This window comes from Yeguia hominis (assembly GCF_014384705.1).
Taxonomy (GTDB): Bacteria; Bacillota; Clostridia; order Oscillospirales; family Acutalibacteraceae; genus Yeguia; species Yeguia hominis.
The window spans coordinates 42,613-63,631 of sequence record NZ_JACRSN010000016.1; the positions used below are offsets into that span (position 1 = coordinate 42,613).

Sequence of the window (21,019 nt, forward strand, 5' to 3'; positions counted from 1 at the left end):
CCTGCGATCAGCAGCAGGGGATTAAATCCCCGCCCATACATTCACAGCAGCAATCCGCGCAAAGCAGCGACGAACAGACGTCGCAGGCGGAACAGCTGCCATTTTGCTGCACGTTTGGATTGTAGCCGCCATAGCCGCGGTACGGACCGGCCGTTCCATTGCGCTGATTGGTTGCCTGGTTCATTGCAGCGCGGTATTCCATATTGGAAGGATCCATCTGGCACGCCCGGACAAAATGGTTGTACGCCTCATCAAGCCAGCCCCGTTTATAGAGGATCGTTCCCTTCAGGAAGAACCATTCTGCATTTCGGCGATCCACCGGAACGCCGTTTAGGATCTGTTCGGCATCCGCAATTCGGTTTTCCATAATCAGGCTGCGGACATCGTGATATTCCGAACTGGTATTTGCATAGGCATTATAATACGAACTGCCGCCCGGCTGTTGGCCGGCTTTGCGCTTTTTGCGCTCATCAACAATCGCGTCATATGCCTCGTTGATTTCCTTCATCTTTTCTCCGGCAAGATCCGCAATCGGGCTTCCGGAATACTGATCGGGATGATACTTTTTGGCAAGCGCACGATAAGCTTCCTTGACCTGTTCATCTGTCGCAGTTGGAGAAACACCCAACACTTTATATGGATCCGACATGCATTTTCCCCTTCTTCTTATCCTTTGTAAACAAGCTTATCCGCTGCATTTCCGGCAGGCCTTTTGCCACGATATTTTCGATGATCGGCCCAAAACGGAGAAACTCCATAAGATTCATCGCCGTAACAGCCTGCCACAGAGATTCATTTAAGCTTTGATTGCAAAATTCCCTTGCCTTTGTCCAATCTGCCTCCGGGCTTTCCGCCGTCAGACGGAACCGCTGGACAAACGGATTATACGATCCGCTCTTTACATCCTTCCCCAGATCATCTGCGGCATCCATCAAATAGACCCAACGGCCGAGAAAATACCCAAACTGCGCGAAAACCCGCTTTTGGGATTCTTTCTGCACCGTCATGGCAAACAACTCCGAAAGCATCTGCGCGGTCGGATCGGCGGCGGCGTCCAGTGACGGCGTCTGTGCTTTTTCCGCTTCCGCCTGCCGTTTCATCATGGTTTGCACAAGCGCTTCCAACTGCGGATACGCACGCCGGACCTTCCGATGTGCCGCAGCCGCAAACGGCCAGACAGCAGCCGCCCGAAGTTTTCCAAAGCACCCGGCGTCTGTCAGGTCGTCCCGAATCTTCCAGTAGGCCGAAATCACAGAAAATGCAGCGGCCATTGCAAACGCCTCATCTCCGGCTGTACAGAAGGTACACTTTTTCAGCGGGTTGACCACACAGCGCATTCGCTGAAACCCAGGGCAATCCGGTGCGCCTGCAAGCTGCACCAAGGCCAAAAAGGTACCGTCATAGCTGAGCGCCATTCTGGCAATCGCGCCATACCGTTTTCCGATGCTTTTACAAAGCGCACAGTAGACGCCCCGATACTGCTCATATTCCCGCACAAGCAATTCCGCTTTCAGCGGACGAATATAACCGAACACAAAATCCGTCTCCAGTCCGTTTTGCAAGATTACAAATTCATTGTACTATACGTCTGCATTCTATTTCATTAACGATGTGTAAATTTTAGGAGGCAGAACCCACAAGCCGCCGATTTTTGCGCTGCTTTTCGGAGATCTGCCCCCACTATGACATTAAATAGATGAAAGATACTTTTTCAGATACTGGCCGGTATAGGATTTCTCCACCTTTGCAACCTGTTCCGGCGTTCCGGTTGCGACGATTTGGCCGCCCTCATCTCCGCCTTCCGGGCCGAGATCAATGATATAATCCGCCGTTTTGATCAAATCGAGATTGTGTTCGATGACCACAACCGAATTGCCGGCGTCCACAAGCTTTTGCAAGACGTCGATCAGGCGGTGCACATCCGCAATATGCAATCCCGTTGTCGGCTCGTCGAGAATATAAATCGTCCGCCCGGTCGGCCTGCGGCTGAGTTCCGTTGCCAGCTTCACACGCTGCGCCTCTCCGCCGGACAGCGTAGTTGCCGGCTGGCCGATCTTGATATACCCAAGCCCCACATCATAGAGCGTCTGCAGTTTGCGGGCGATTTTGGGCAAATTCGCAAAGAACGCCAGACCCTCTTCCACGGTCATTTCCAGCACATCGTGAATGGTCTTGCCCTTATATTTAATTTCCAGCGTTTCCCGGTTATACCGCTTTCCCTTACAGACGTCGCAGGGCACATACACATCGGGCAGGAAATGCATCTCAATCTTCAGGATTCCGTCGCCCTGGCAGGCTTCGCACCGTCCGCCTTTGACATTAAAGGAAAACCGCCCCGCCGTAAATCCGCGCACCTTGGCATCCTGTGTTGAAGCAAACAGCTCCCGAATATCCGTAAAGACCCCCGTATAGGTTGCCGGGTTGGACCGCGGTGTGCGCCCGATTGGAGACTGGTTGATCTCGATCACCTTGTCCAGCGCATCCAAACCGGTAATCTCGCGGTGTTTTCCGGGCCGCATTTTTGCGCCGTTGAGCGTAGACGCCAGTTTTTTGTAGAGAATCTCGTTGACCAGAGAAGATTTTCCGGAGCCAGACACCCCGGTCACACAGACAAATTCTCCCAATGGAATCTCTACGTTCACTTTTTTCAGGTTGTTCTGTGCAGCGCCCACAATCCGCAGCGACTTTCCATTGCCAGTCCGTCGGGTTTTAGGCACCTCCACCCGCTTTTTTCCGCACAGATACTGGCCGGTAATCGAATCCTCGCAGGCAATCAGCCCGGGGACGTCTCCGTTATAGACCACTTCCCCGCCGTGGATTCCCGCGCCGGGTCCGATATCCACGACATGATCGGCTGTCCGAATGGTATCCTCATCGTGTTCAACGACGATCACGGTATTTCCGAGATCCCGCAGACGCCGAAGCGTTGCGAGAAGCTTGTCATTATCGCGCTGATGCAGTCCGATACTCGGCTCATCCAGAATATACAAAACGCCGGTCAGGGAAGAGCCGATCTGCGTAGCCAAACGGATCCGCTGGCTCTCTCCGCCCGAAAGCGTTCCGGACGCCCGGGAAAGCGTCAGATATTCCAGACCGACACTTTTTAAGAATCCCAGTCTTGCCCGGATCTCCTTGAGAATCGCGGCGGCAATCATGGATTCCTTTGGCGTAAGCGTGAGCGTATCGAGGAACTGCAGCGCGTCTTTCACGGACTTATCGCAGAATTCACTGATATTGATTCCGCCGACCGTCACGGCAAGACTCACCGGAGACAGGCGCCGTCCGCCGCAGGCATCACAGGGCACCGCGCTCATATACGCTTCGATTTCCTCTTTGATCCACGCGCTCTGCGTGTCCCGGAACCGGCGTTCAAGGTTGTTGATAATGCCTTCAAATTCCGCCGAATAGGCACTGTAGCCGTTTCCGCGTTCCCGTACAAGGTCAATTTTTTCCCCGTGCGTTCCATAAAGCAGAATATCCACAATCCGATCCGGAAGCTCTGCAATCGGTGTATCCAGTGAAAAATCATAGTGCCTTGCGAGGCCGTTTAAATACATCGAGGCGATCGAATTGCCTTCCATCGCCCAGCCGCTTCCCTTCAGTCCGCCTTTATTGATGGAAAGCCGGCGGTCCGGCAAAATGCGGTCCGGATCGATCTTCATAAACACGCCGAGTCCCATGCATTTCGGACACGCGCCGAAGGGATTATTGAAAGAAAACATCCGCGGCGTCAATTCCTCTACGCTGATCCCATGTTCCGGACAGGCATAGTTCTGCGAAAAGGTCAGCTCTTCCCCATCCTGCACGCTTACAAGAATCAGTCCGCCGGAAAGACTTGACGCCGTTTCGATGGAATCCGCAAGGCGAGACCGGATTTCCTCTTTCATAACCAGCCGGTCAACGACAATTTCAATGGTGTGTTTTTTGTTTTTTTCCAGTTTGATGGATTCCGAGAGATCATAAATCAGTCCGTCCACACGAACGCGGACATAGCCGGCCCGGCGCGCTGCGTCAAATTCTTTGACGTGCTCGCCTTTTCTGCCGCGCACCACCGGCGCAAGGATCTGAATCTTACTGCGTTCCGGCAGTTCCATCACGCGGTCCACGATCTGATCCACCGTCTGCTGCCGAATTTCCCGTCCGCAGACCGGGCAGTGCGGAATACCGATCCGCGCATAAAGCAAACGCAGGTAGTCGTAAATCTCCGTCACCGTACCGACCGTAGAACGCGGGTTTTTGGACGTGGTTTTCTGATCGATGGAGATTGCCGGAGAAAGGCCCTCAATATAATCAACATCCGGCTTTTCCATTTGCCCTAAAAACTGCCTGGCATAGGAAGAAAGTGATTCCACATAGCGCCGCTGCCCCTCTGCATAAATGGTATCAAACGCCAATGAGGACTTTCCAGAACCGGAAAGTCCGGTAAAAACAATCAGCTTGTCCCGCGGCAGGGTGATATCAATATTTTTTAAATTGTGCTCCCGCGCACCCTTAATTGTTAATTCCATTCGTGTCTGTTCTCCTTTATGATGGAAGGAATCCGGCATCAGCCGCCTTCCTCCAGATGCTTAATCCGGTCGCGCAGATATGCCGCATACTCAAATTCCAGCATCCGTGCGGCGGCCTTCATCTCTTTTGTCAGTTTTTCAATTTCCTGTTTCCGCTCAGATGCGGTCAGGCGCTTCTTCTTTTTCTTCTTTTCAGACTCCTCTTTCGTCGAAATCTCCAGAACCTCTGTCACCTTTTTCACGATGGTTTTCGGGGTGATTCCGTGCGCTTCGTTGTACTTCTGCTGAATCTCCCGGCGCCGAAGCGTTTCCCGAATTGCGCTCTCCATAGAAGGCGTCACAGTGTCTGCGTACATGATGACCTGCCCCTCTGCATTTCGGGCAGCACGTCCGATTGTCTGAATCAGAGACCGCTCACTGCGCAGGAAGCCTTCTTTATCCGCGTCCAGAATTGCAACCAGAGAGACCTCCGGAATATCAAGGCCTTCCCGCAACAGGTTAATTCCCACCAAAACGTCAAACTCGCCGAGCCGCAGATCCCGGATGATCTCCATGCGCTCCACGGTGTCGATATCGTGGTGCATATAACGAATCCGAATCCCCAGCTTTTCCAAATACTGTGAAAGGTCTTCCGCCATCTTTTTGGTCAGCGTCGTCACCAGAACCCGCTGCCCCTTGGCCGTGCGAAGATTGATCTCCGAAACCAAATCGTCGATCTGGCCGTCTGTCGGCTTGACCAGAATTTCCGGATCCAAAAGGCCGGTCGGACGAATGACCTGTTCCACAATCTGGGCAGAACGTTCCCGTTCAAAATCGCCCGGCGTTGCGCTGACAAATACTGCCTGTCCGACGCGCTCGTAAAACTCGTCAAAATTCAGCGGCCGGTTATCGTATGCACTCGGCAGACGGAAGCCATACTCCACGAGCGTCTCTTTCCGCGCGCGGTCTCCGGCATACATTGCCCGTACCTGCGGCAGCGTCACATGCGACTCGTCCACAAAAAGCAGGAAATCCTTCGGAAAATAGTCAAGCAGCGTAAACGGCGCGCTACCCGGCGCCCGTCCGGAAAGCACCCGCGAATAGTTTTCAATTCCGCGGCAAAACCCGATTTCCTGCAGCATCTCAATATCGTAAAGCGTCCGCTGTTCAATTCGCTGCGCTTCAATCAGCTTGTCATGCGCTTTGAAGAACCGGACGCGTTCCCGCATCTCACCTTCAATTTCCTGCAGCGCCGCTTTCATCTTCTCCTGTGGGACAATATAGTGGGACGCCGGATAGATCGCAACGTGTTTCAGATCGGCCTTGACTTCGCCCGTCACCGTGTTGATCTCCCGGATCCGGTCGATTTCGTCCCCGAAGAATTCTACCCGGATTGCATTCTCCATAGACTGTACCGGAAAGATTTCGACAACATCGCCGCGCACCCGAAACTTATTCCGCGTAAAGCCGATATCATTCCGTTCATATTGCAGTTCCACCAGTTTATGCAGCAGCTCCTCCCGGCTCTTCTGCATTCCCGGCCGCAGGGAAATCACCATGGTCCGATAGTCGATCGGATCGCCGAGGCTGTAAATACACGAGACGCTCGCGACGATGATGACATCTCTGCGTTCCGACAACGCCGACGTTGCGGAGTGGCGAAGCTTGTCGATCTCATCATTGATCGCGGAATCCTTTTCGATATAGGTATCTGTCGAGGCAATATATGCTTCCGGCTGATAATAATCGTAATAGCTGACAAAATATTCGACTGCATTTTCCGGAAAAAACTCCCGGAATTCCGAACACAGCTGCGCCGCCAGCGTCTTGTTGTGTGCAAGCACCAGCGTCGGACGATTCAACCGCGCAATGATATTGGCCATGGTGAACGTTTTGCCGGAACCGGTAACGCCCAGCAGCGTCTGTTCCCGATCTCCTTTTTGAATACCCTCCACCAGTTTGTCAATCGCCTCCGGCTGATCGCCGGTGGGTTGGTACGGGGATACCAAATGAAAGCCTTGTTTTTCCATCGTTTTTCCTCATTCGGCGTTAATCGCCTACGCCCAAGAACAAATGTTTGTATCTTTATTTTACTGCTTTCGTCGGTTTTTGTCAATGGGAATCCTCTCGGTTTGATGCTGATTCAAACAAGCAAATTTCTCTTAAAAAAACCGGAAGTATTGTTTCAACTTCCGGTTTCTTCTATTCGTCCTTTGGGTTCTTTGTTTGATCCGCAACACAATTTCCGTGCGCATTTTCGAACGGTGTTTCGGAAGAAATCACCGACCAGTCCATTCTTGCGTTTTTCCTGGTCTGTTCCTCGGCAAGTGCCTGCAGCCATCCGGATTTCCGGAAAGAGGTATAATCGTTCCCGGCAATAATCAGGTGATCGCCCAGCGTCATATTTACGCTTTCCACAGCCCGAAGAACTTCTTTGGTCGCCGTAATATCTCCTGTCGAAGGCGCCGCATTGCCGCTCGGGTGGTTATGCGCCAAAATCAAGGTATCTGCGCCGTAATTGGTGGCAAGCTGAATAATTTCCCGCACGTAAACCGGCACCGCATGAATGGACCCCTCTGCAACAATGCCGGAATAGAGGGGAATTCCTTTGCTGTCGAGAAGCAATACCGCGATGGCTTCTTTTTGGCGCCCAACAAATTTGGGGATTAAAATTTGAGCCGCCTCCTCAATGCTGTACGCGCGGCCCTTTTCCAGCGCTTTCTCTTCCAGATAGCGTCTGGAAACCGCCGGAATCAATTTCAGAAATGTCGCCGCAGACGGACCTATCCCCTTAACTTTCAGCAATTCCTCATAAGGCGCATCCAAAACCCGGTCAAAAGAGCCGAATTTTTGAAGCAAACGATGCGCAGTCGGATTGGTGTCCCCCTGTGGAACGGTATAGTACAGCAGCATTTCCAAAACGACATGCGGTTCAAATCCGTCCAAGCCGTCCCGCAAAAAACGCTCCTTCACGCGAAGGCGGTGCCCGGCATGAAGCGCCGCTTCCCCTGCGGATTTTCTTCGTGTTTCTTCGTTCTTCATCATCCGCCGCCCTCCTTTCTGAATATCCCGCTATTACCGTTATTATATGGAAAATATTTAGGATTGTAAAGGGCTTGCGATTCCCGAACGGTACGGTTTTGTGTTATACTGTAAAAAAGAAACATTTTCGGAGGAGCATCCGCCATGCAGACCGTTCAGATTTTGGAAAACGACGCCGGCATGCGTCTTGATAAATTTCTCACCAAAGCATACCCAAATCTGCCGCAATCCATGCTTTACAAGGCGATTCGAAAAAAAGATATTAAATGCAACGGAAAGCGCTGCGAAATTTCAACCCGCTTACAGGCCGGAGACATCCTGACCATGTATCTCAAGGATGAATTTTTTGTAAAAGAACCGGAAAGCTATGATTTCATGAAAGCCCCGGTAAAGCTCAAAATTCTCTACGAGGACGACAACATTCTGTTGCTGGATAAAAAGCCCGGGCTGCTGGTTCATCCGGATCAGACCTATCATTTTGATTCTCTGATTGCCCGTCTGCAGCATTATCTCTATGACAAGGGCGAGTATCTTCCCGAAGCAGAAAACAGCTTCGCGCCTGCACTGGTCAATCGAATTGACCGAAATACCGGCGGCATCGTCATTGCTGCCAAAAACGCCGAATCGCTCCGCATTTTAAATGAAAAAATGAAGAACCGGGAACTGGAAAAGACCTACCTTTGCGTTGTAAACGGCATCCTTGCAGAAAAATCAGCCACACTGGAAGCCTTTCTCGAAAAAAACGAAGAGCAAAACCGCGTGTATATTTCCGACACACCGAATGCACGCACGCGAACCATCCGCACCCGCTACCGCGTCCTTGCTGAGCGGGGAGGCCGCTCTCTTCTGGAAGTCGATCTGCTCACCGGACGGACCCATCAGATCCGGGCGCACTTCGCGTATCTCGGGCACCCGCTTGCCGGAGACGGAAAATACGGACGCAACAAACACAACCGTGGTTCCGGATATCCTTATCAGGCACTTTATTCCTATCGGCTGACCTTCCGATTTACAACACCCGCAGGAATTCTTTCCTATTTGGACGGAAAATCCTTCACAGCGGAAGACGTATGGTTTTTGGATCAGTTCTACCACTCCGGAAGTTCCAAAAAATAATGCAAAACGCCCTCTGCGGCACCGGCCTGAACCCGCTGTCCGCTTGTGTGGTCAACACAAGCGGGCGCGATTCTGTATGACCCATCGGTATCGCAGAGGGCAATCTTTTATTGCAACGCCTTTTGCAGTTTTGAAAAGCTGCAAAATCCGGCTTCTTTCCAGCGGCATCCGCCGCAAACCGCTTCAAAATCTGCTTTCGTTCCTGTTTTGAGACGCGCCCGGAGTTCTGCATACCGGTATCGTCCAGGGTGCAGAGAAAATGCCTGCAAAAGTATCTGGTCACGCATTCGCACATTTTCCGTCCCCAAACGGCATCCTCCATCCGGCGTATGATTGGGACAATGCAGGCAGAGCGGATCCGCTTCTCCACAGCAAAGGCGGATGCGCATTTCCGGTTTCATTTGCAGACATTGCAGGATTCGCTCCATCTCTCGGGAAAAGCTCTCATCGTATCCGCAGCCTTCAAAAAGCGCCGTACAGAACAGATGATGCGCTCTAATTTGAAGCATAGCCCGTCAGATGCGCCGCCGCAAGCCCTTTTCGTACTGCAAGCGCGACCAAATAGGCGCCCGCGACCGAAAGAACATCTTTGATCAAATACGGCACCGATGCAATCAGGAATGACTGCAAAACGGTATTTTGGGTAACCAGAGAAAACTGGACAGCGCCCGCCAAATGGCACGTCAATAGTCCAGCAAGCCCCAACGCAATGCAAATGGCCGGATTTTGAAACCGAACGGAAACCCCGCAAAGCGCCGCCATGGCAAGAAATCCAAAAATAAATCCGCCGGTCATTCCGAACAGGACACCTGCTCCGCCTGAAAAATTTGAAAACACCGGAACGCCGGCAAGTCCAAGCAGTACATAGACGCCAACGGAACAGAGTCCGAGCTTCCAGCCCAAAACATACCCGCACAGCGCGACTGCAAAAGTTTGCAGTGTGATCGGCACCCCGCTCGGAAGCGGAATGGAAAGCTGGGAAAGAACGATCAGAACCGCTGTAAACACGGCGCCCAGCACGAGTTCCTTTGTTGTGATTCGTTTTGTATTTGTCATGTTGATCTTCTCCTTACGCTAACTTCTCCGGAAGAAAGAGATTGAACGGCGCCGTCTGCAAAGCGCACCACCAAATTGGCATCCGCGTCAATATCCAGCACGTGAGCCGGACGGCTTCCGCCCGGAGAAAGGACATCGACGTCGCACCCGATCAAAAACGATCGGCTGCGGTATTCCTCCATAAACGTTTTATCCGGCAGTTTTGTATACAACTCAAAAAATGCTCTGCAAATTTCTGCAGTCAGCCGGCTCCGAATGCCGGAGACATGGGCGTTCTCTCCAAATAGAGCGGTTGCAATCGAGGAAATTTCCTCCGGAAATCCGCCTGCCGGAGGCGCAATGTTGATCCCGATCCCCAACACCGCATAGGCAAGACCGCCGGATTCAAAATTCATGGAAGCTTCCGTCAGGATTCCGCAAACCTTCCGGCCGTCACAATAAACGTCATTGACCCATTTGATCTGTGCCGGGCGTCCGCTCGCTGTTTCTATGACCCGTGCAACGGCAACTGCCGCCGCAGTTGTTATGAGCAGCGCATCCTGCGCGAGAAGCGTCGGACGCAGCAAAATACTCATGTAGATTCCGGTATCAGGCGGAGAATAAAAACTTCTCCCCAAACGGCCTTTTCCCATTGTTTGCCGGTTGGCCACGCAGACAAGCCCCTCCGGCGCACCCGCTTCCGCCTTTTGTTTGAGAATGGTATTGGTGGAGGGAACCTCCTCGTAAACTTCAAACTGCAACGGGGTTTTAAAATCGGAAAGCCAAAAGCCGATGCTTTGCGGAGAAAGAATATCGCTCTCGCCGGACAAACAGTAGCCCTTTTTGCCGACCGCTTCAATCGGATAGCCCTTTTTCTTCAGTTCCTGAACTGCTTTCCAGACTGCATTCCGGCTGACGCCAAGCATTCTGGCAAGCTCCGCTCCCGGATATTCGGTTCCTTTATTCTGTTCTAAAATTTCCAGAACTGCTTCTCTGACATGCATACACTCACCCCTTTCTTTCTTTTATTATAATCGGCTTTCACCTGGCATGTCAACCAAATTTTAAATGAGGGTTGACATTTCGAGTAAAAAAGAAGATGCAGTGGCTGCACCTTCTTTTTTATTTACGTATTTTTGTCAACCTGATGAAAAGTCTTTAAATTTCCTGTTTTTTCACTGCGCTTTTCCAATTCCGCCGCAACCGCTTCCTGCGAAATGCCCTCGTTGACCATCAACACCGTCAGGTGGTACAGCAAATCCGCAATCTCCAGGACCGTTTCTTCCGGGTTGCCGTTTTTGGCGGCAATCAGAACTTCTCCGCATTCTTCTGCGCATTTTTTCAAAATCTTATCCAGCCCTTTTTCAAACAGATAACAGGTATAGGAACCTTCCGCCTTGGTTTCTCTGCGGCTCAGTACCGTTTTATACAAGGCCTTCATTGCTTCGTCCATATTTTCCAATCCTTTCGTTTCCATCACAACGTTCTTTTTTGAATTTCGCGGAAGAAACAGCTATGTGCGCCGGTATGGCAGGCCGGGCCTGTCTGCCGGACCTTTACAAGCAGCGTATCATTGTCGCAATCCGCTGTAATCGAGACAACATCCTGATAATGACCGGAGGTGGCACCCTTATTCCAGAGTTCATGCCGGCTCCGACTGTAAAACCAAGTGCGGCCCGTCTCAATTGTCAGTTTCAGCGACTCCCGGTTCATATAAGCGAGCATCAAAACCTCGTTGGTTCCTTCTTCCTGAACGATGGCTGGAATCAGTCCGCTTTTTTGAAAGAACCGCTCCAAAGTCGGCATTTTCTGACGCCGGGCAGCGCTCTCTTCGACCAAACCAGCAACCGTAATCGCCGATTTCAGATCCAGCGCACCCGAATACAGGGCTTTTCCGCAAATTGCCCCGTACAGATTGAGGTTGGTCAGATTGATGATATCTTTTAGGCTACTGACCCCGCCGCTCGCAATGATATGGAACGAAAACGCATAATTCAGCCGGTCAAGCATATCCAGATTCGGACCATTCATCGTGCCGTCGCGCGCAATATCTGTAAAAATAATGTTTTGCACACCGGCTTTTTCCATTTCCGCCGCCATATCGAGGTAATCCACCTCAGTCGTTTCTGTCCAGCCGTCCGCCGCGACCTTTCCGTTGCGCGCATCGATACTGACGGCAACTTGTTCCCCATATTTCTGTACGGCTTCCCGGACAAAATCCGGGCTATTCAGCGCGGCAGAGCCGAGGATTACCCTTGCCACACCATTTTTGAGATAAAAATCGACCGTTTCCATATCCCGGATTCCGCCGCCGACTTCTACCTGCAGCCCCGTGTTCCGTACAATGTTTAAAATCACCTCTTGATTGACCGGTTTTTTGGCTTTCGCACCATCCAGGTCAACCACATGCATCCAGACTGCGCCATCATGTTCAAATCCTTTTGCAGTTGCAACCGGATCTTCCGCAACTTTGTGTGCGGTATCGTATTCTCCCTGGATCAGACGAACGCAGGCCCCATCCTTTAAATCAATTGCAGGTAAAATAATCATGTCCTTCCACTCCTCTCCGACCGGCATCCTTTCCACTGCACAATGCCGGTTTTCATTTATATCCTATCACAAAACGCCTTTCGTGGAAAGAGGATTTTCCCCGCCGGAGCGTGTCACCGCTTCTTTGAGCGCATGCCCCAGAGACTTGTAAACCGCTTCGGTAATATGATGGGAATTTTTTCCGTATTCCTCTTTGATGTGCAGGGTAATGCCGGCGTTGACCGCAAATGCCCGCAGAAACTCCTCGGTCATACAGCTGTCATAGGTCCCGATCCGTTCTTCGGGAAACTCCGCCCGAAACGCAAGATACGCCCGCCCGCTCAGGTCGCATACCGCAAGCACCAACGCTTCGTCCATCGGTACATAAAAGCTGCCGTACCGCCGGATTCCGGAAAAATCCCCCAAAGCTTTTGCAAACGCTTTTCCGAGCACAATCCCGGTATCCTCTACCGTATGATGACAATCCACCTGCAGATCGCCTTTTGCCTTTACGGTCAGCCCGAACCCGCCGTGCACCGCAAAGGCCGTAAGCATGTGGTCAAAAAAGCCGATTCCGGTAGAAATCTCCACCGCGCCGCCGTCCAGGTTCAGATCGACCTGAATTACCGTTTCTTTGGTCTCACGGATCTCTGCTGCACGCCGCATCAGGATTCCCCCTCTTTTAAAATCGATTCCAGCGCCGAAAGCACGGCGCGATCTTCTTCCTCTGTCCCCGCAGTCACGCGGAGGCAGCCTTTCATGAGCCGCACGGCAATGCCTTTTTGCAGCAATGCTTCATAAATGGGCTTGGCCTCCGCTGTTCGGATCAACACAAAATTGGTCACACTTTCAAGTACTGCCAGCCTATCCGGAAATTGCGATTCCAGCGCCTTGCATCCGGCGTACAACACATCTCTGGACGCCAGAATTCTAGAAATTGCAGCTTTTGCTTCTTCCTTTCGGCGGTAAACCGCTGCACCGGCCGCCTGCGAAACGGTGTTCAGATTATACGGCGATTTTACCGCGCGAAGCACCCGGATCAGCGTATCATTTGCAACCGCAAATCCCAGCCGGAGTGCCGCCATACCGAACGCCTTTGAACAGGTTCGCAGAACGATCAAATTTTCATACGTCGGCGCCTCCTGCAGAAGGCTCTGATCCCAAAAGTCCATATAGGCTTCGTCCAGCACGACGAGCGCATCCACCGAACGAATCAGCCGCCGCACTGCTTCGCGGTCGAGGCCGATTGATGTCGGATTACAGGGGTTCGAGAAAATCAGCATCCGGATATTTTCCCGGCGGCATGTTGCGATGACGGCGTCGACATCAATTTTCAGCATGTCGTCTTTTGGAAATTCTACACATTCCGCCTCTGCCAGCGACCCGTAAAACCGGTACATGGAAAAGTCCGGCGTCAGGGTAAGCATCCGTTCTCCACGCAGCAAAAATGCGTTCATGATGACTGAAATCAGCTCATCGGATCCGTTTCCCGCCGTAACGTAACGCGCATCAATCCCATAATATTCCGCAAACGCCGCACAGAGCGCGCCTGCCGAAGGGTCCGGGTAACGATTGTACGCTGCCTGCATCATTGCCTCTGCGAATTCCGCCCGCAGTGCTTCCGATGCATTAAAGCAGGATTCATTGGCGTCCAGCCGGATCGGATAAGTTCCGACAACCGGACTATACGGCACCAGGTTCTTTACTTTTTCATTCAGCGCATACATTCCAATTCCTCCGCCCTCACTGCAATTGCATTCGCATGCGCCGTCAGGCCCTCCGCGTTTGCCAGCGTGATGACATCCGATTTGGCTGCCATCAGCGCGTCCTGTGTATAATAGATAAAACCGGATTTCTTGACAAAACTATCCACAGAAAGCGGAGAGAAAAAGCGGGCCGTTCCGCCTGTCGGCAGGACGTGATTCGGTCCTGCGTAGTAATCCCCGATCGGTTCCGGAGAATAGTTTCCGAGGAACACGGAACCGGCATTATCCAGCCGTCCCAGCAGCTCCATTGGATTTTTCGTGCAAATTTCCGCATGTTCCGGCGCCAAGGTATTGGCAAAATCAAGTGCAACGTCAATCGAATCGCAAACAATTGCTGCACCGAATCCGGAAAGAGACGCTTCGATCATTTCTTTGCGCGAAAGACCGGCGATCTGCCGGGCAATCTCCCGATCGGTCTCTTCTGCAAGGCGTTCCGAGGTAGTCAGCAAAATCGCCGACGCCAGCACATCGTGCTCCGCCTGAGACATTAAGTCTGCCGCCAGATAGCGCGGATCCGCCGTTTCGTCTGCCATGATGAGAATCTCACTCGGACCTGCAATCATGTCGATGTCCACCACGCCGTAAAGCTGCTTTTTTGCCGTTGCGACATAGATATTTCCCGGTCCGACGATTTTATCGACCTTCGGCACAGACGCTGTCCCGTAAGCCAGCGCCGCCACAGCCTGCGCGCCGCCAATACAGAACACCCGATCCACGCCGGCCGCCACAGCCGCCGCCAAAATATCCGGATTCATGCCGCCGTCTTTGGAAGGCGGCGTCACCATTACAACCTCTTCCACGCCGGCAATTTTTGCAGGAATTGCATTCATCAGAACCGAAGAGGGGTACGCTGCCGTGCCGCCCGGCACATAGATACCTGCGCGCTTCAGCCCACGCACTCTCTGGCCGACCATAACGCCATCGGCACGGGTCTCAAACCAACTTTGCTGCTTTTGCCGCTCATGAAAGGCCCGAATATTTTCCGCCGCGTGCGCAATTGCCTGTCGAAGCTCCGGTGCAGACGCTTCCGCAAGCCGCCTGACTTCCTCTTGCGGAAGTTCCAAGGCTCCCAGTTCCACACCGTCAAATTGTTTCGTGTACTGCCGGACTGCCGCATCTCCGTCCTTCCGGACAGCAGCAAGAATTTCTGCAACCGCGCTGTCGACCCGGCGCCCTTTTTCTTCGTCGCGTGTTTTGAGCTGCGCAATAAATGCCTCGCAGGTATTTCGATCTCCTTTGATGATCTGGATCATTCCATTTCCTCCTTCGCAGCTTCCAATTTATCGGCAAAGGCCTCGATTTCCGCCTTGCGCAATTTCAGGCTTGCCGGATTGACGATCATCCGTGCAGAAATCTCCGCGACGGTTTCAATGACCTGCAAACCGTTTTCCCGAAGTGTCGAACCGGTCTCTACAATATCGACAATGGCATCCGAAAGTCCCAGCAGCGGTGCCAGTTCAACAGAACCCTCGATCTTTATGACCCGGATATCCATCGCCTTGCTCTCAAAAAACGCGCGCGTAACCGCAGGGTATTTCGATGCAATCGTTTTTACTGTATAACCGCTGTAAAAATCCCGGTCCTTCGGTCCTGCCAGCGCAAACCGGCATTTTCCAAACCCAAAATCCAGCACTTCATAAAAGCTGCCGCCGCTCTCCATGATGGTGTCTTTTCCGACGACGCCGATATCACACACGCCGTACTCCACATAGGTAATCACGTCCGCCGCCTTTGCCAGTACGACCTCAAACGAGCCGTCTCCGACCGGCAAAATCAGCCGCCGACCTTTATTCCGCACTGCCGTGCAATCGTACCCCGCCTTTTCCAGCAGCGCAACCGTGTCTTTCTCCAACCGTCCTTTTGTCAGGGCTATCCGAATGGGTTTCATTGGGCACCTCCATCCCGGCCTATCGCAACCGTCTCTGTTTTTTCTCCGACAAAATCCACGCGTTCAATTCCAAGCTGCCGCGCATACGCCAAGGTTTCTTCGCGTGTTTCAAACACGGATGTTTCGCTCCGGATTCCGTTTTGTGTCAATCGGGTACTGTGCGCAAGCGCTTTCAGCTCATATCCGGGATCACCGTATACCAAAACCTTTGCCGCCGGAACTTCCGGCACCTCTCCGCGCAGCATGGCAATTCCCGCAAGCGCATCCGCATTCACTGCGAACCCGATTGCCGGCATCGGCGCACCGAACATTGCCAGCAGATTGTCATACCGTCCGCCGGAAAGGACGGCATCTCCATACTCCTCAACGTACGCGCTGAAGATAATTCCCGTGTAATAATCGATCCGCTGAACCAGACTCAAATCGACCAGAAGTTTCTGTCCCAACCCTAAGCTGGCCAGCATGGTGTATACTTCGCGCAAATAAGCAAGCGTCTTTCTGCTTTCTTCGTCGATGCAGTAGGCCTCTGCTTCTTCAAAAATTTCCTCTCCTCCAAACAGGCGGGGAAGCCGCCGCATTGCACGCACAGGCGCGGAATCCTCCAGCGAATCCAAAATGGTATTCAGCGCCGCATAGTTTTTGGACTCAATTGCCGCCCGGACATCCTCCCGCGTTTCTTCGGAAACCGGCAGATGCGCCGCCAAGGCACGGAAAAATCCCGCATGTCCAATTTCCAGCCGGAAATCCGGCGTACAGAGATTCATCGCCTCAACCGCTGCTGTAATGACCTCCAGATCCGCCCGCAATCCGCCTGCACCGAGCAGCTCCACACCGGTCTGCGTAATCTCATGGCTTCTGCCGGTTCTGCCGTGGTCATTGCGGTAAACCGGCTGTGTATAATAAAGCCGAACCGGTTTGGGCTGATTCTGCAGGCGGGTTGCCGTCAGGCGCGCGATCGGCATGGTCAGATCCGGGCGAAAAACAACCGTGCGGCCTGCGCGGTCCGTCGCTTTATACATCTCTTCCTGCGAAATCCCCGCGCCCTCCAGCGCAAAGACATCATAAAATTCCAGACCCGGCGTGACGACCTCGTGAAATCCGCGGGAAGCAAAAAGCCCGGAAAGCTTCCGTTCCACATTGCGACGCGCAAAGCATTCTCCGAACAGGAGGTCTTTTGTCCCCTCCGGAGTAATTTTATTATATTTTTTCATTGGCCGGTCACGCCCTTTCTTTTGCTTTAGCTTGCTAATATGCTAACATATAAAAATCTTTTTGTCAATAATAAAAAAACAGGGAGCAACCGGGTTGCTCCCTGCGTTCAGCCGAACAAACTCAGCTGGCTGCTTTGCGGCAACCCTTCCAAAGCGCCCGCATTTGCAAGTTTTTCAATTACAGCACTTGAAATCTTTGCTCTGCCCTGCAAGTCTTCGATCGATTTGTATCGTTCTCCGGAACGCGCCGCTTCGTAAAGACTATTGGCAGCGGATTCCCCGACTTCCGGCAATGCAACAAACGGCAGTCGGATTTTTCCGTCCTCCACCAAAAATTTTCTGGAATCCGAACGATACAGATCAACCGGCAGCAGCTCGATTTTTCGCGCCAGCATCTCGTTGATAATTTGCAAAGTTGCCACCGAGGAAATTTCCTTTGCGGAAGCCTCCCGGCCTTTGTTTTTAATTTCCGCCATTCTGCGGCAAACGGCATCTTTGCCCCGAATTGCAACATTTCCGTCAAAATCCTCGTTGCGCACCGTAAAGTACGCCGCATAGTACTCGATCGGATAATGCACCTTGTACCATCCCAGCCGCAGCGTTGCGATCATGTAGGCCGCCGCGTGCGCTTTCGGGAACATGTATTTGATTTTCATACAGGAATCAATGTACCACTCCGGCACATCATGTTCCCGCATTTCCGTCAAATACTCTTCTGTCAGCAGTTTTTTTGCCTTTCCCTTTCGGGTAATCTCCATAATTTTAAACGCGCTTTTCGGTTTAAGCCCCTTGAGCAAAAGGTAGGTCATAATACTGTCACGCGTACCGATGACGTCCGAAATTGTGCAAACTTTGTTTTTGATCAGATCCTGCGCGTTGCCAAGCCAGACGTCCGTTCCGTGGGAAAGGCCGGAAACCTGCAAAAGATCCGAGAAGGTCTTCGGTTGGGATTCAATCAGCATCCCGCGGACAAAGCTGGTTCCAACCTCCGGCAGCGAAAAGGTGCCGGTTTCAGAATCGATATCCTCCGGCGTCACCCCGAGCGCCTTAGTCGAGGTAAACAGGGACATCACCTCCGGATCGCTCATCGAAACTTTCATAACCGGAATGCCGGTGTAGTCCTCCAAATACCGGTAAATGGTCGGCACATCGTGCCCAAGCTCATCGAGTTTGCAGAGCGTGTCATGCATCGATTTAAATTCAAAATGCGTTGTAATACTGTCGGACGTTGCGTCGTCGGCCGGGCGCTGGACCGGACAGAAATCGTAAACCTCCATCCCGCGCGGCACAACAACCATTCCGCCCGGATGTTGTCCCGTTGTGCGCTTGACACCGGTAAACCCGAGCGCCAGCCGCAGTTCTTCTGCACGGTGCAGGACAATTCCTTTTTCCTCTTCATATTTTTTTACAAAACCAATCGCCGTTTTTTCTTTAATGGTTCCAATGGTTCCTGCTTTAAACACATTTTCACGACCGAACACTTCTTCTGTGTACCGGTGCGCCCGGGTCTGGTATTCGCCGGAAAAGTTGAGGTCGATATCCGGAACTTTATCGCCTTCAAAGCCCAAAAATGTTTCAAACGGAATATTGTGCCCGTCACGGTCAAGCGGAATGCCGCAGTTCGGGCAGTTTTTCTGTGGAAGGTCAAACCCGGACCCCACACTACCGTCCGTGATAAACGCACTGTAATGGCACTCCGGGCAAACATAATGCGGCATCAGCGGATTTACCTCTGAAATACCCGCCATACTTGCAACAAAAGACGAACCGACCGAACCACGCGAGCCGACAAGATAGCCGTGTTCTTCAGAATTGGAAACCAGCATCTGCGCGGTCATGTACAAAACGGAATAATTATATTTATTGATTGCACCGAGCTCACGTGCAAGCCGGGTTTCGACAATCTCCGGCAGCGGATCTCCGTATTTCTTCTTGGCATTTGCCCAGCACATGCTGTTGAGCTTCTCTTCGGCGCCGTCAATCACCGGTGCATAGAGGTCCTTCGGCACCGGGATCAAATCTTCTGTCTGTTCCGCAATCCAATTGGGATTGGTCACGACCACCTCATAGGCTTTTTCCTCACCGAGATAGGAAAATTCGTCGAGCATTTCTGCGGTTGTGCGGAAAAACAGCTTCGTCGGGACATCGTCATAATGGCCGATCATCAGCATATTCCGGTACTGCGCATCTTTTGGATCCAGAAAATGGGCATCGCAGGTTGCAACAACCGGCTTGCCGAGTTCATCCGCAATCCGGACAACGCGCCGGTTATAGTCGCGCAGCGCCTCGTCATCCGCAGCTGTGCCGTTTCGAATCATGAAGCGGTTATTTTCAATCGGTTGGATTTCCAGATAATCGTAGAACGAAGCAATTTCCTTGACGGTCTCGTCGGACTCCCCGTTTACAATCGCACGGAAAATCTCCCCGCGTTCACACGCCCCGCCGATGATCAGCCCTTCCCGGTACTGCTCCAGAAGGCTTTTCGGAATCCGGGGCTTGCGGTAAAAATGCTCCAAATGGGAAATCGAGATCAGCCGATACAGGTTTTTCAGTCCGGCCTTATTTTTCACCAAGATTACCTGGTGGAAATACTCCAGCTTTTTGACCAGGTCTTCTCCTTCCGGAAGATTGAGTGCGACATTTCGGGCCTTGGCATCGGTATCATTGACGAAATAGGCTTCTACGCCGTAAATCATCTTCAGCTCCGCCCCGTTTTTCCGGGCGCGTTCCACCTCGTCGTGCGCATATGGAAACGCCTGTACCACGCCGTGATCGGTCACTGCAATCGCCGTATGGCCCCAGGCAACCGCACGCCGGATATAATCTTCGATCGGATTGATGCCGTCCAGTCCGGACATATTGGTGTGCAGATGCAGCTCAACCCGCTTCTTCGGCGCGTCGTCATCCACCTTAATCTGTTCCACTGCCGCGATACTGTCCGGCCGCATGACGATTTCCCGGTCATATTTATCAAATTCCAGCGCACCGCTGACAATCACCGACATGCCTTTGGCAAGCGTGTCCACCGCCTTGCAGTCGTTGATATTCATCAGAAGCTTAAGCGTCATGGAAGATGAATAGTCTGTAATATTGATGGTATAAATTTTGCGCGAACCGTCCCGGGTAATCTTCGTTTCGAGCAGGAAAATTTCTCCCCAAATCGTCACCTTGCCGTCCTCGGTAGAGACATTGGCAATCGGAGAAATTTTTCCTTTCGGCATTCTTCCGTAAATTTCGCGCGCCGTATCCGGCTGAATCGTCGGCAGCATTTCTGCGCCGCGCCGCAGGTTAATCGTCTTTGCCGTTGTCTTTCGCTGCCGTTCCTTCTTTTTTTCGGCATCGCGCATCATCGCTTCATAGTTTTCAATTTCGCCGGCAATTCTTTCCCGGCGCTTTTCTTCCGTTGCCTTTTCAATCTGCCCGACAGACTGTTCTGTCATGCCCTCAAGAGAAACAACGCCGCCGAATTCCACCTGAAAAGTGGTTCCAAACTCCTCGCGAATCAAAGAGAGAATCGCCCGATCCACCTTGCGGGCCTTTAAAATCTCTGCGCCGCCGTGAGAAAGCGAAACCATCAAAAGATTGCCGGAAACCGAAACTGCCGCATCTTTGAGGCTCCCGTTGATCGTTGCATCCCGTCTGCGGAGCTCTTTGACCAGTTCCGGAAAATATTCCGGAACAAACGGGCACGACGAAAACCGCGGCAAAAGCCGGACGCGGTGCACCTGAAGTGCCGATTCTTCCAGACGCTTTTCCAAAAGAAAGAGGCTGTCTCTGGGAACCAGTGACGAAAGCGACAAGGTTCCTTCCAGCGTGCGTGTGTCCCGATTGACAGAAAGGGTTTCCACTGTCGCCTCGCAGAGTTCCGCACCCAGACCGTCCAGCGTTATGTATGCACTAAAAAGTTCGTTAACCGTTTTCAAAAAAATGCAACATCCTTCTCTT

General features: G+C 52.2%; 17 protein-coding genes. 1 reads left to right on the top strand and 16 read right to left on the bottom strand.

Features of this window, described 5'->3' with window-relative positions:
* Positions 1-7 precede the first annotated feature (7 nt).
* The 5 genes from IAG03_RS10395 to IAG03_RS10415 all read right to left on the bottom strand — a co-directional run bounded on the left by IAG03_RS10395 (position 8) and on the right by IAG03_RS10415 (position 7,532).
* Complete coding sequence (locus IAG03_RS10395) at positions 8-649, bottom strand: J domain-containing protein (RefSeq protein WP_249319968.1); 642 nt, start codon at positions 647-649, stop codon at positions 8-10.
* Positions 633-1,562: a DUF5685 family protein gene (locus IAG03_RS10400; RefSeq protein WP_249319969.1), complete on the bottom strand. Its 930-nt coding sequence runs from the start codon at positions 1,560-1,562 to the stop codon at positions 633-635. The genes IAG03_RS10395 and IAG03_RS10400 overlap by 17 nt, the downstream gene beginning before the upstream one ends.
* A 126-nt stretch (positions 1,563-1,688) precedes the next feature.
* Positions 1,689-4,508, bottom strand: coding sequence for an excinuclease ABC subunit UvrA (gene uvrA / locus IAG03_RS10405; protein WP_249319970.1), 2,820 nt, complete (start codon positions 4,506-4,508; stop codon positions 1,689-1,691).
* A gap of 38 nt (positions 4,509-4,546) precedes the next feature.
* Positions 4,547-6,517 carry an excinuclease ABC subunit UvrB gene (gene uvrB, locus IAG03_RS10410; protein WP_249319971.1) on the bottom strand — a complete coding sequence of 657 codons (1,971 nt, stop codon included), beginning with the start codon at positions 6,515-6,517 and terminating at the stop codon, positions 4,547-4,549.
* Positions 6,518-6,689: 172 nt separating this feature from the next.
* Positions 6,690-7,532 carry a JAB domain-containing protein gene (locus IAG03_RS10415; RefSeq protein ID WP_249319972.1) on the bottom strand — a complete coding sequence of 281 codons (843 nt, stop codon included), beginning with the start codon at positions 7,530-7,532 and terminating at the stop codon, positions 6,690-6,692.
* 141 nt (positions 7,533-7,673) lie between these two features.
* Here IAG03_RS10415 and IAG03_RS10420 point away from each other — a divergent pair, with 141 nt between their 5' ends.
* Entirely contained in the window at positions 7,674-8,645 is a 972-nt protein-coding gene (locus tag IAG03_RS10420; protein WP_249319973.1) for an RluA family pseudouridine synthase, read from the top strand.
* A 107-nt stretch (positions 8,646-8,752) separates the two neighbouring features.
* Here the strand turns inward: IAG03_RS10420 and IAG03_RS10425 are convergent, their stop codons facing one another.
* The 11 genes from IAG03_RS10425 to IAG03_RS10480 form a co-directional block, all read right to left on the bottom strand.
* Entirely contained in the window at positions 8,753-9,154 is a 402-nt protein-coding gene (locus IAG03_RS10425) for a DUF1284 domain-containing protein (RefSeq protein ID WP_249319974.1), read from the bottom strand.
* Positions 9,141-9,701, bottom strand: coding sequence for a biotin transporter BioY (locus IAG03_RS10430; protein WP_249319975.1), 561 nt, complete (start codon positions 9,699-9,701; stop codon positions 9,141-9,143). Before IAG03_RS10430 ends, IAG03_RS10425 begins: the two co-directional genes overlap by 14 nt.
* Entirely contained in the window at positions 9,698-10,684 is a 987-nt protein-coding gene (locus tag IAG03_RS10435; RefSeq protein ID WP_249319976.1) for a biotin--[acetyl-CoA-carboxylase] ligase, read from the bottom strand. Before IAG03_RS10435 ends, IAG03_RS10430 begins: the two co-directional genes overlap by 4 nt.
* A 122-nt stretch (positions 10,685-10,806) precedes the next feature.
* Positions 10,807-11,133 (bottom strand): phosphoribosyl-ATP diphosphatase, encoded by a 327-nt coding sequence (gene hisE / locus IAG03_RS10440; RefSeq protein WP_249319977.1) that lies wholly within the window; start codon positions 11,131-11,133, stop codon positions 10,807-10,809.
* Between the two features lie 23 nt (positions 11,134-11,156).
* Positions 11,157-12,230 carry a 1-(5-phosphoribosyl)-5-[(5-phosphoribosylamino)methylideneamino]imidazole-4-carboxamide isomerase gene (gene hisA / locus IAG03_RS10450; RefSeq protein WP_346726135.1) on the bottom strand — a complete coding sequence of 358 codons (1,074 nt, stop codon included), beginning with the start codon at positions 12,228-12,230 and terminating at the stop codon, positions 11,157-11,159.
* A gap of 66 nt (positions 12,231-12,296) precedes the next feature.
* Positions 12,297-12,875, bottom strand: a complete 579-nt coding sequence (hisB, locus tag IAG03_RS10455) for an imidazoleglycerol-phosphate dehydratase HisB (protein ID WP_249319978.1) — start codon at positions 12,873-12,875, stop codon at positions 12,297-12,299.
* Positions 12,875-13,936, bottom strand: a complete 1,062-nt coding sequence (gene hisC, locus IAG03_RS10460) for a histidinol-phosphate transaminase (RefSeq protein WP_249319979.1) — start codon at positions 13,934-13,936, stop codon at positions 12,875-12,877. Before hisC ends, hisB begins: the two co-directional genes overlap by 1 nt.
* Positions 13,924-15,228, bottom strand: a complete 1,305-nt coding sequence (hisD, locus tag IAG03_RS10465; RefSeq protein WP_249319980.1) for a histidinol dehydrogenase — start codon at positions 15,226-15,228, stop codon at positions 13,924-13,926. The genes hisC and hisD overlap by 13 nt, the downstream gene beginning before the upstream one ends.
* The gene (gene hisG / locus IAG03_RS10470) at positions 15,225-15,863 is read right to left on the bottom strand and encodes an ATP phosphoribosyltransferase (protein WP_249319981.1); all 639 of its coding nucleotides are present in this window, start codon (positions 15,861-15,863) and stop codon (positions 15,225-15,227) included. The genes hisD and hisG overlap by 4 nt, the downstream gene beginning before the upstream one ends.
* Complete coding sequence (gene hisZ, locus IAG03_RS10475; protein WP_249319982.1) at positions 15,860-17,074, bottom strand: ATP phosphoribosyltransferase regulatory subunit; 1,215 nt, start codon at positions 17,072-17,074, stop codon at positions 15,860-15,862. Before hisZ ends, hisG begins: the two co-directional genes overlap by 4 nt.
* A gap of 107 nt (positions 17,075-17,181) precedes the next feature.
* Entirely contained in the window at positions 17,182-20,997 is a 3,816-nt protein-coding gene (locus tag IAG03_RS10480; RefSeq protein ID WP_249319983.1) for a PolC-type DNA polymerase III, read from the bottom strand.
* Between the last annotated feature and the right edge of the window lie 22 nt (positions 20,998-21,019).

Bases quoted from the DNA above. Each gene is read 5' to 3' on its own strand.
- IAG03_RS10395 (WP_249319968.1), bottom strand. From the start codon at position 649: ATGTCGGATCCATATAAAGTGTTGGGTGTTTCTCCAACTGCGACAGAT.
- uvrA (WP_249319970.1), bottom strand. From the start codon at position 4,508: ATGGAATTAACAATTAAGGGTGCGCGGGAGCACAATTTAAAAAATATT.
- uvrB (WP_249319971.1), bottom strand. From the start codon at position 6,517: ATGGAAAAACAAGGCTTTCATTTGGTATCCCCGTACCAACCCACCGGC.
- IAG03_RS10415 (WP_249319972.1), bottom strand. From the start codon at position 7,532: ATGATGAAGAACGAAGAAACACGAAGAAAATCCGCAGGGGAAGCGGCG.
- IAG03_RS10420 (WP_249319973.1), top strand. From the start codon at position 7,674: ATGCAGACCGTTCAGATTTTGGAAAACGACGCCGGCATGCGTCTTGAT.
- IAG03_RS10425 (WP_249319974.1), bottom strand. From the start codon at position 9,154: ATGCTTCAAATTAGAGCGCATCATCTGTTCTGTACGGCGCTTTTTGAA.
- IAG03_RS10430 (WP_249319975.1), bottom strand. From the start codon at position 9,701: ATGACAAATACAAAACGAATCACAACAAAGGAACTCGTGCTGGGCGCC.
- IAG03_RS10435 (WP_249319976.1), bottom strand. From the start codon at position 10,684: ATGCATGTCAGAGAAGCAGTTCTGGAAATTTTAGAACAGAATAAAGGA.
- hisE (WP_249319977.1), bottom strand. From the start codon at position 11,133: ATGGACGAAGCAATGAAGGCCTTGTATAAAACGGTACTGAGCCGCAGA.
- hisA (WP_346726135.1), bottom strand. From the start codon at position 12,230: ATGATTATTTTACCTGCAATTGATTTAAAGGATGGGGCCTGCGTTCGT.
- hisB (WP_249319978.1), bottom strand. From the start codon at position 12,875: ATGCGGCGTGCAGCAGAGATCCGTGAGACCAAAGAAACGGTAATTCAG.
- hisC (WP_249319979.1), bottom strand. From the start codon at position 13,936: ATGTATGCGCTGAATGAAAAAGTAAAGAACCTGGTGCCGTATAGTCCG.
- hisD (WP_249319980.1), bottom strand. From the start codon at position 15,228: ATGATCCAGATCATCAAAGGAGATCGAAATACCTGCGAGGCATTTATT.
- hisG (WP_249319981.1), bottom strand. From the start codon at position 15,863: ATGAAACCCATTCGGATAGCCCTGACAAAAGGACGGTTGGAGAAAGAC.
- hisZ (WP_249319982.1), bottom strand. From the start codon at position 17,074: ATGAAAAAATATAATAAAATTACTCCGGAGGGGACAAAAGACCTCCTG.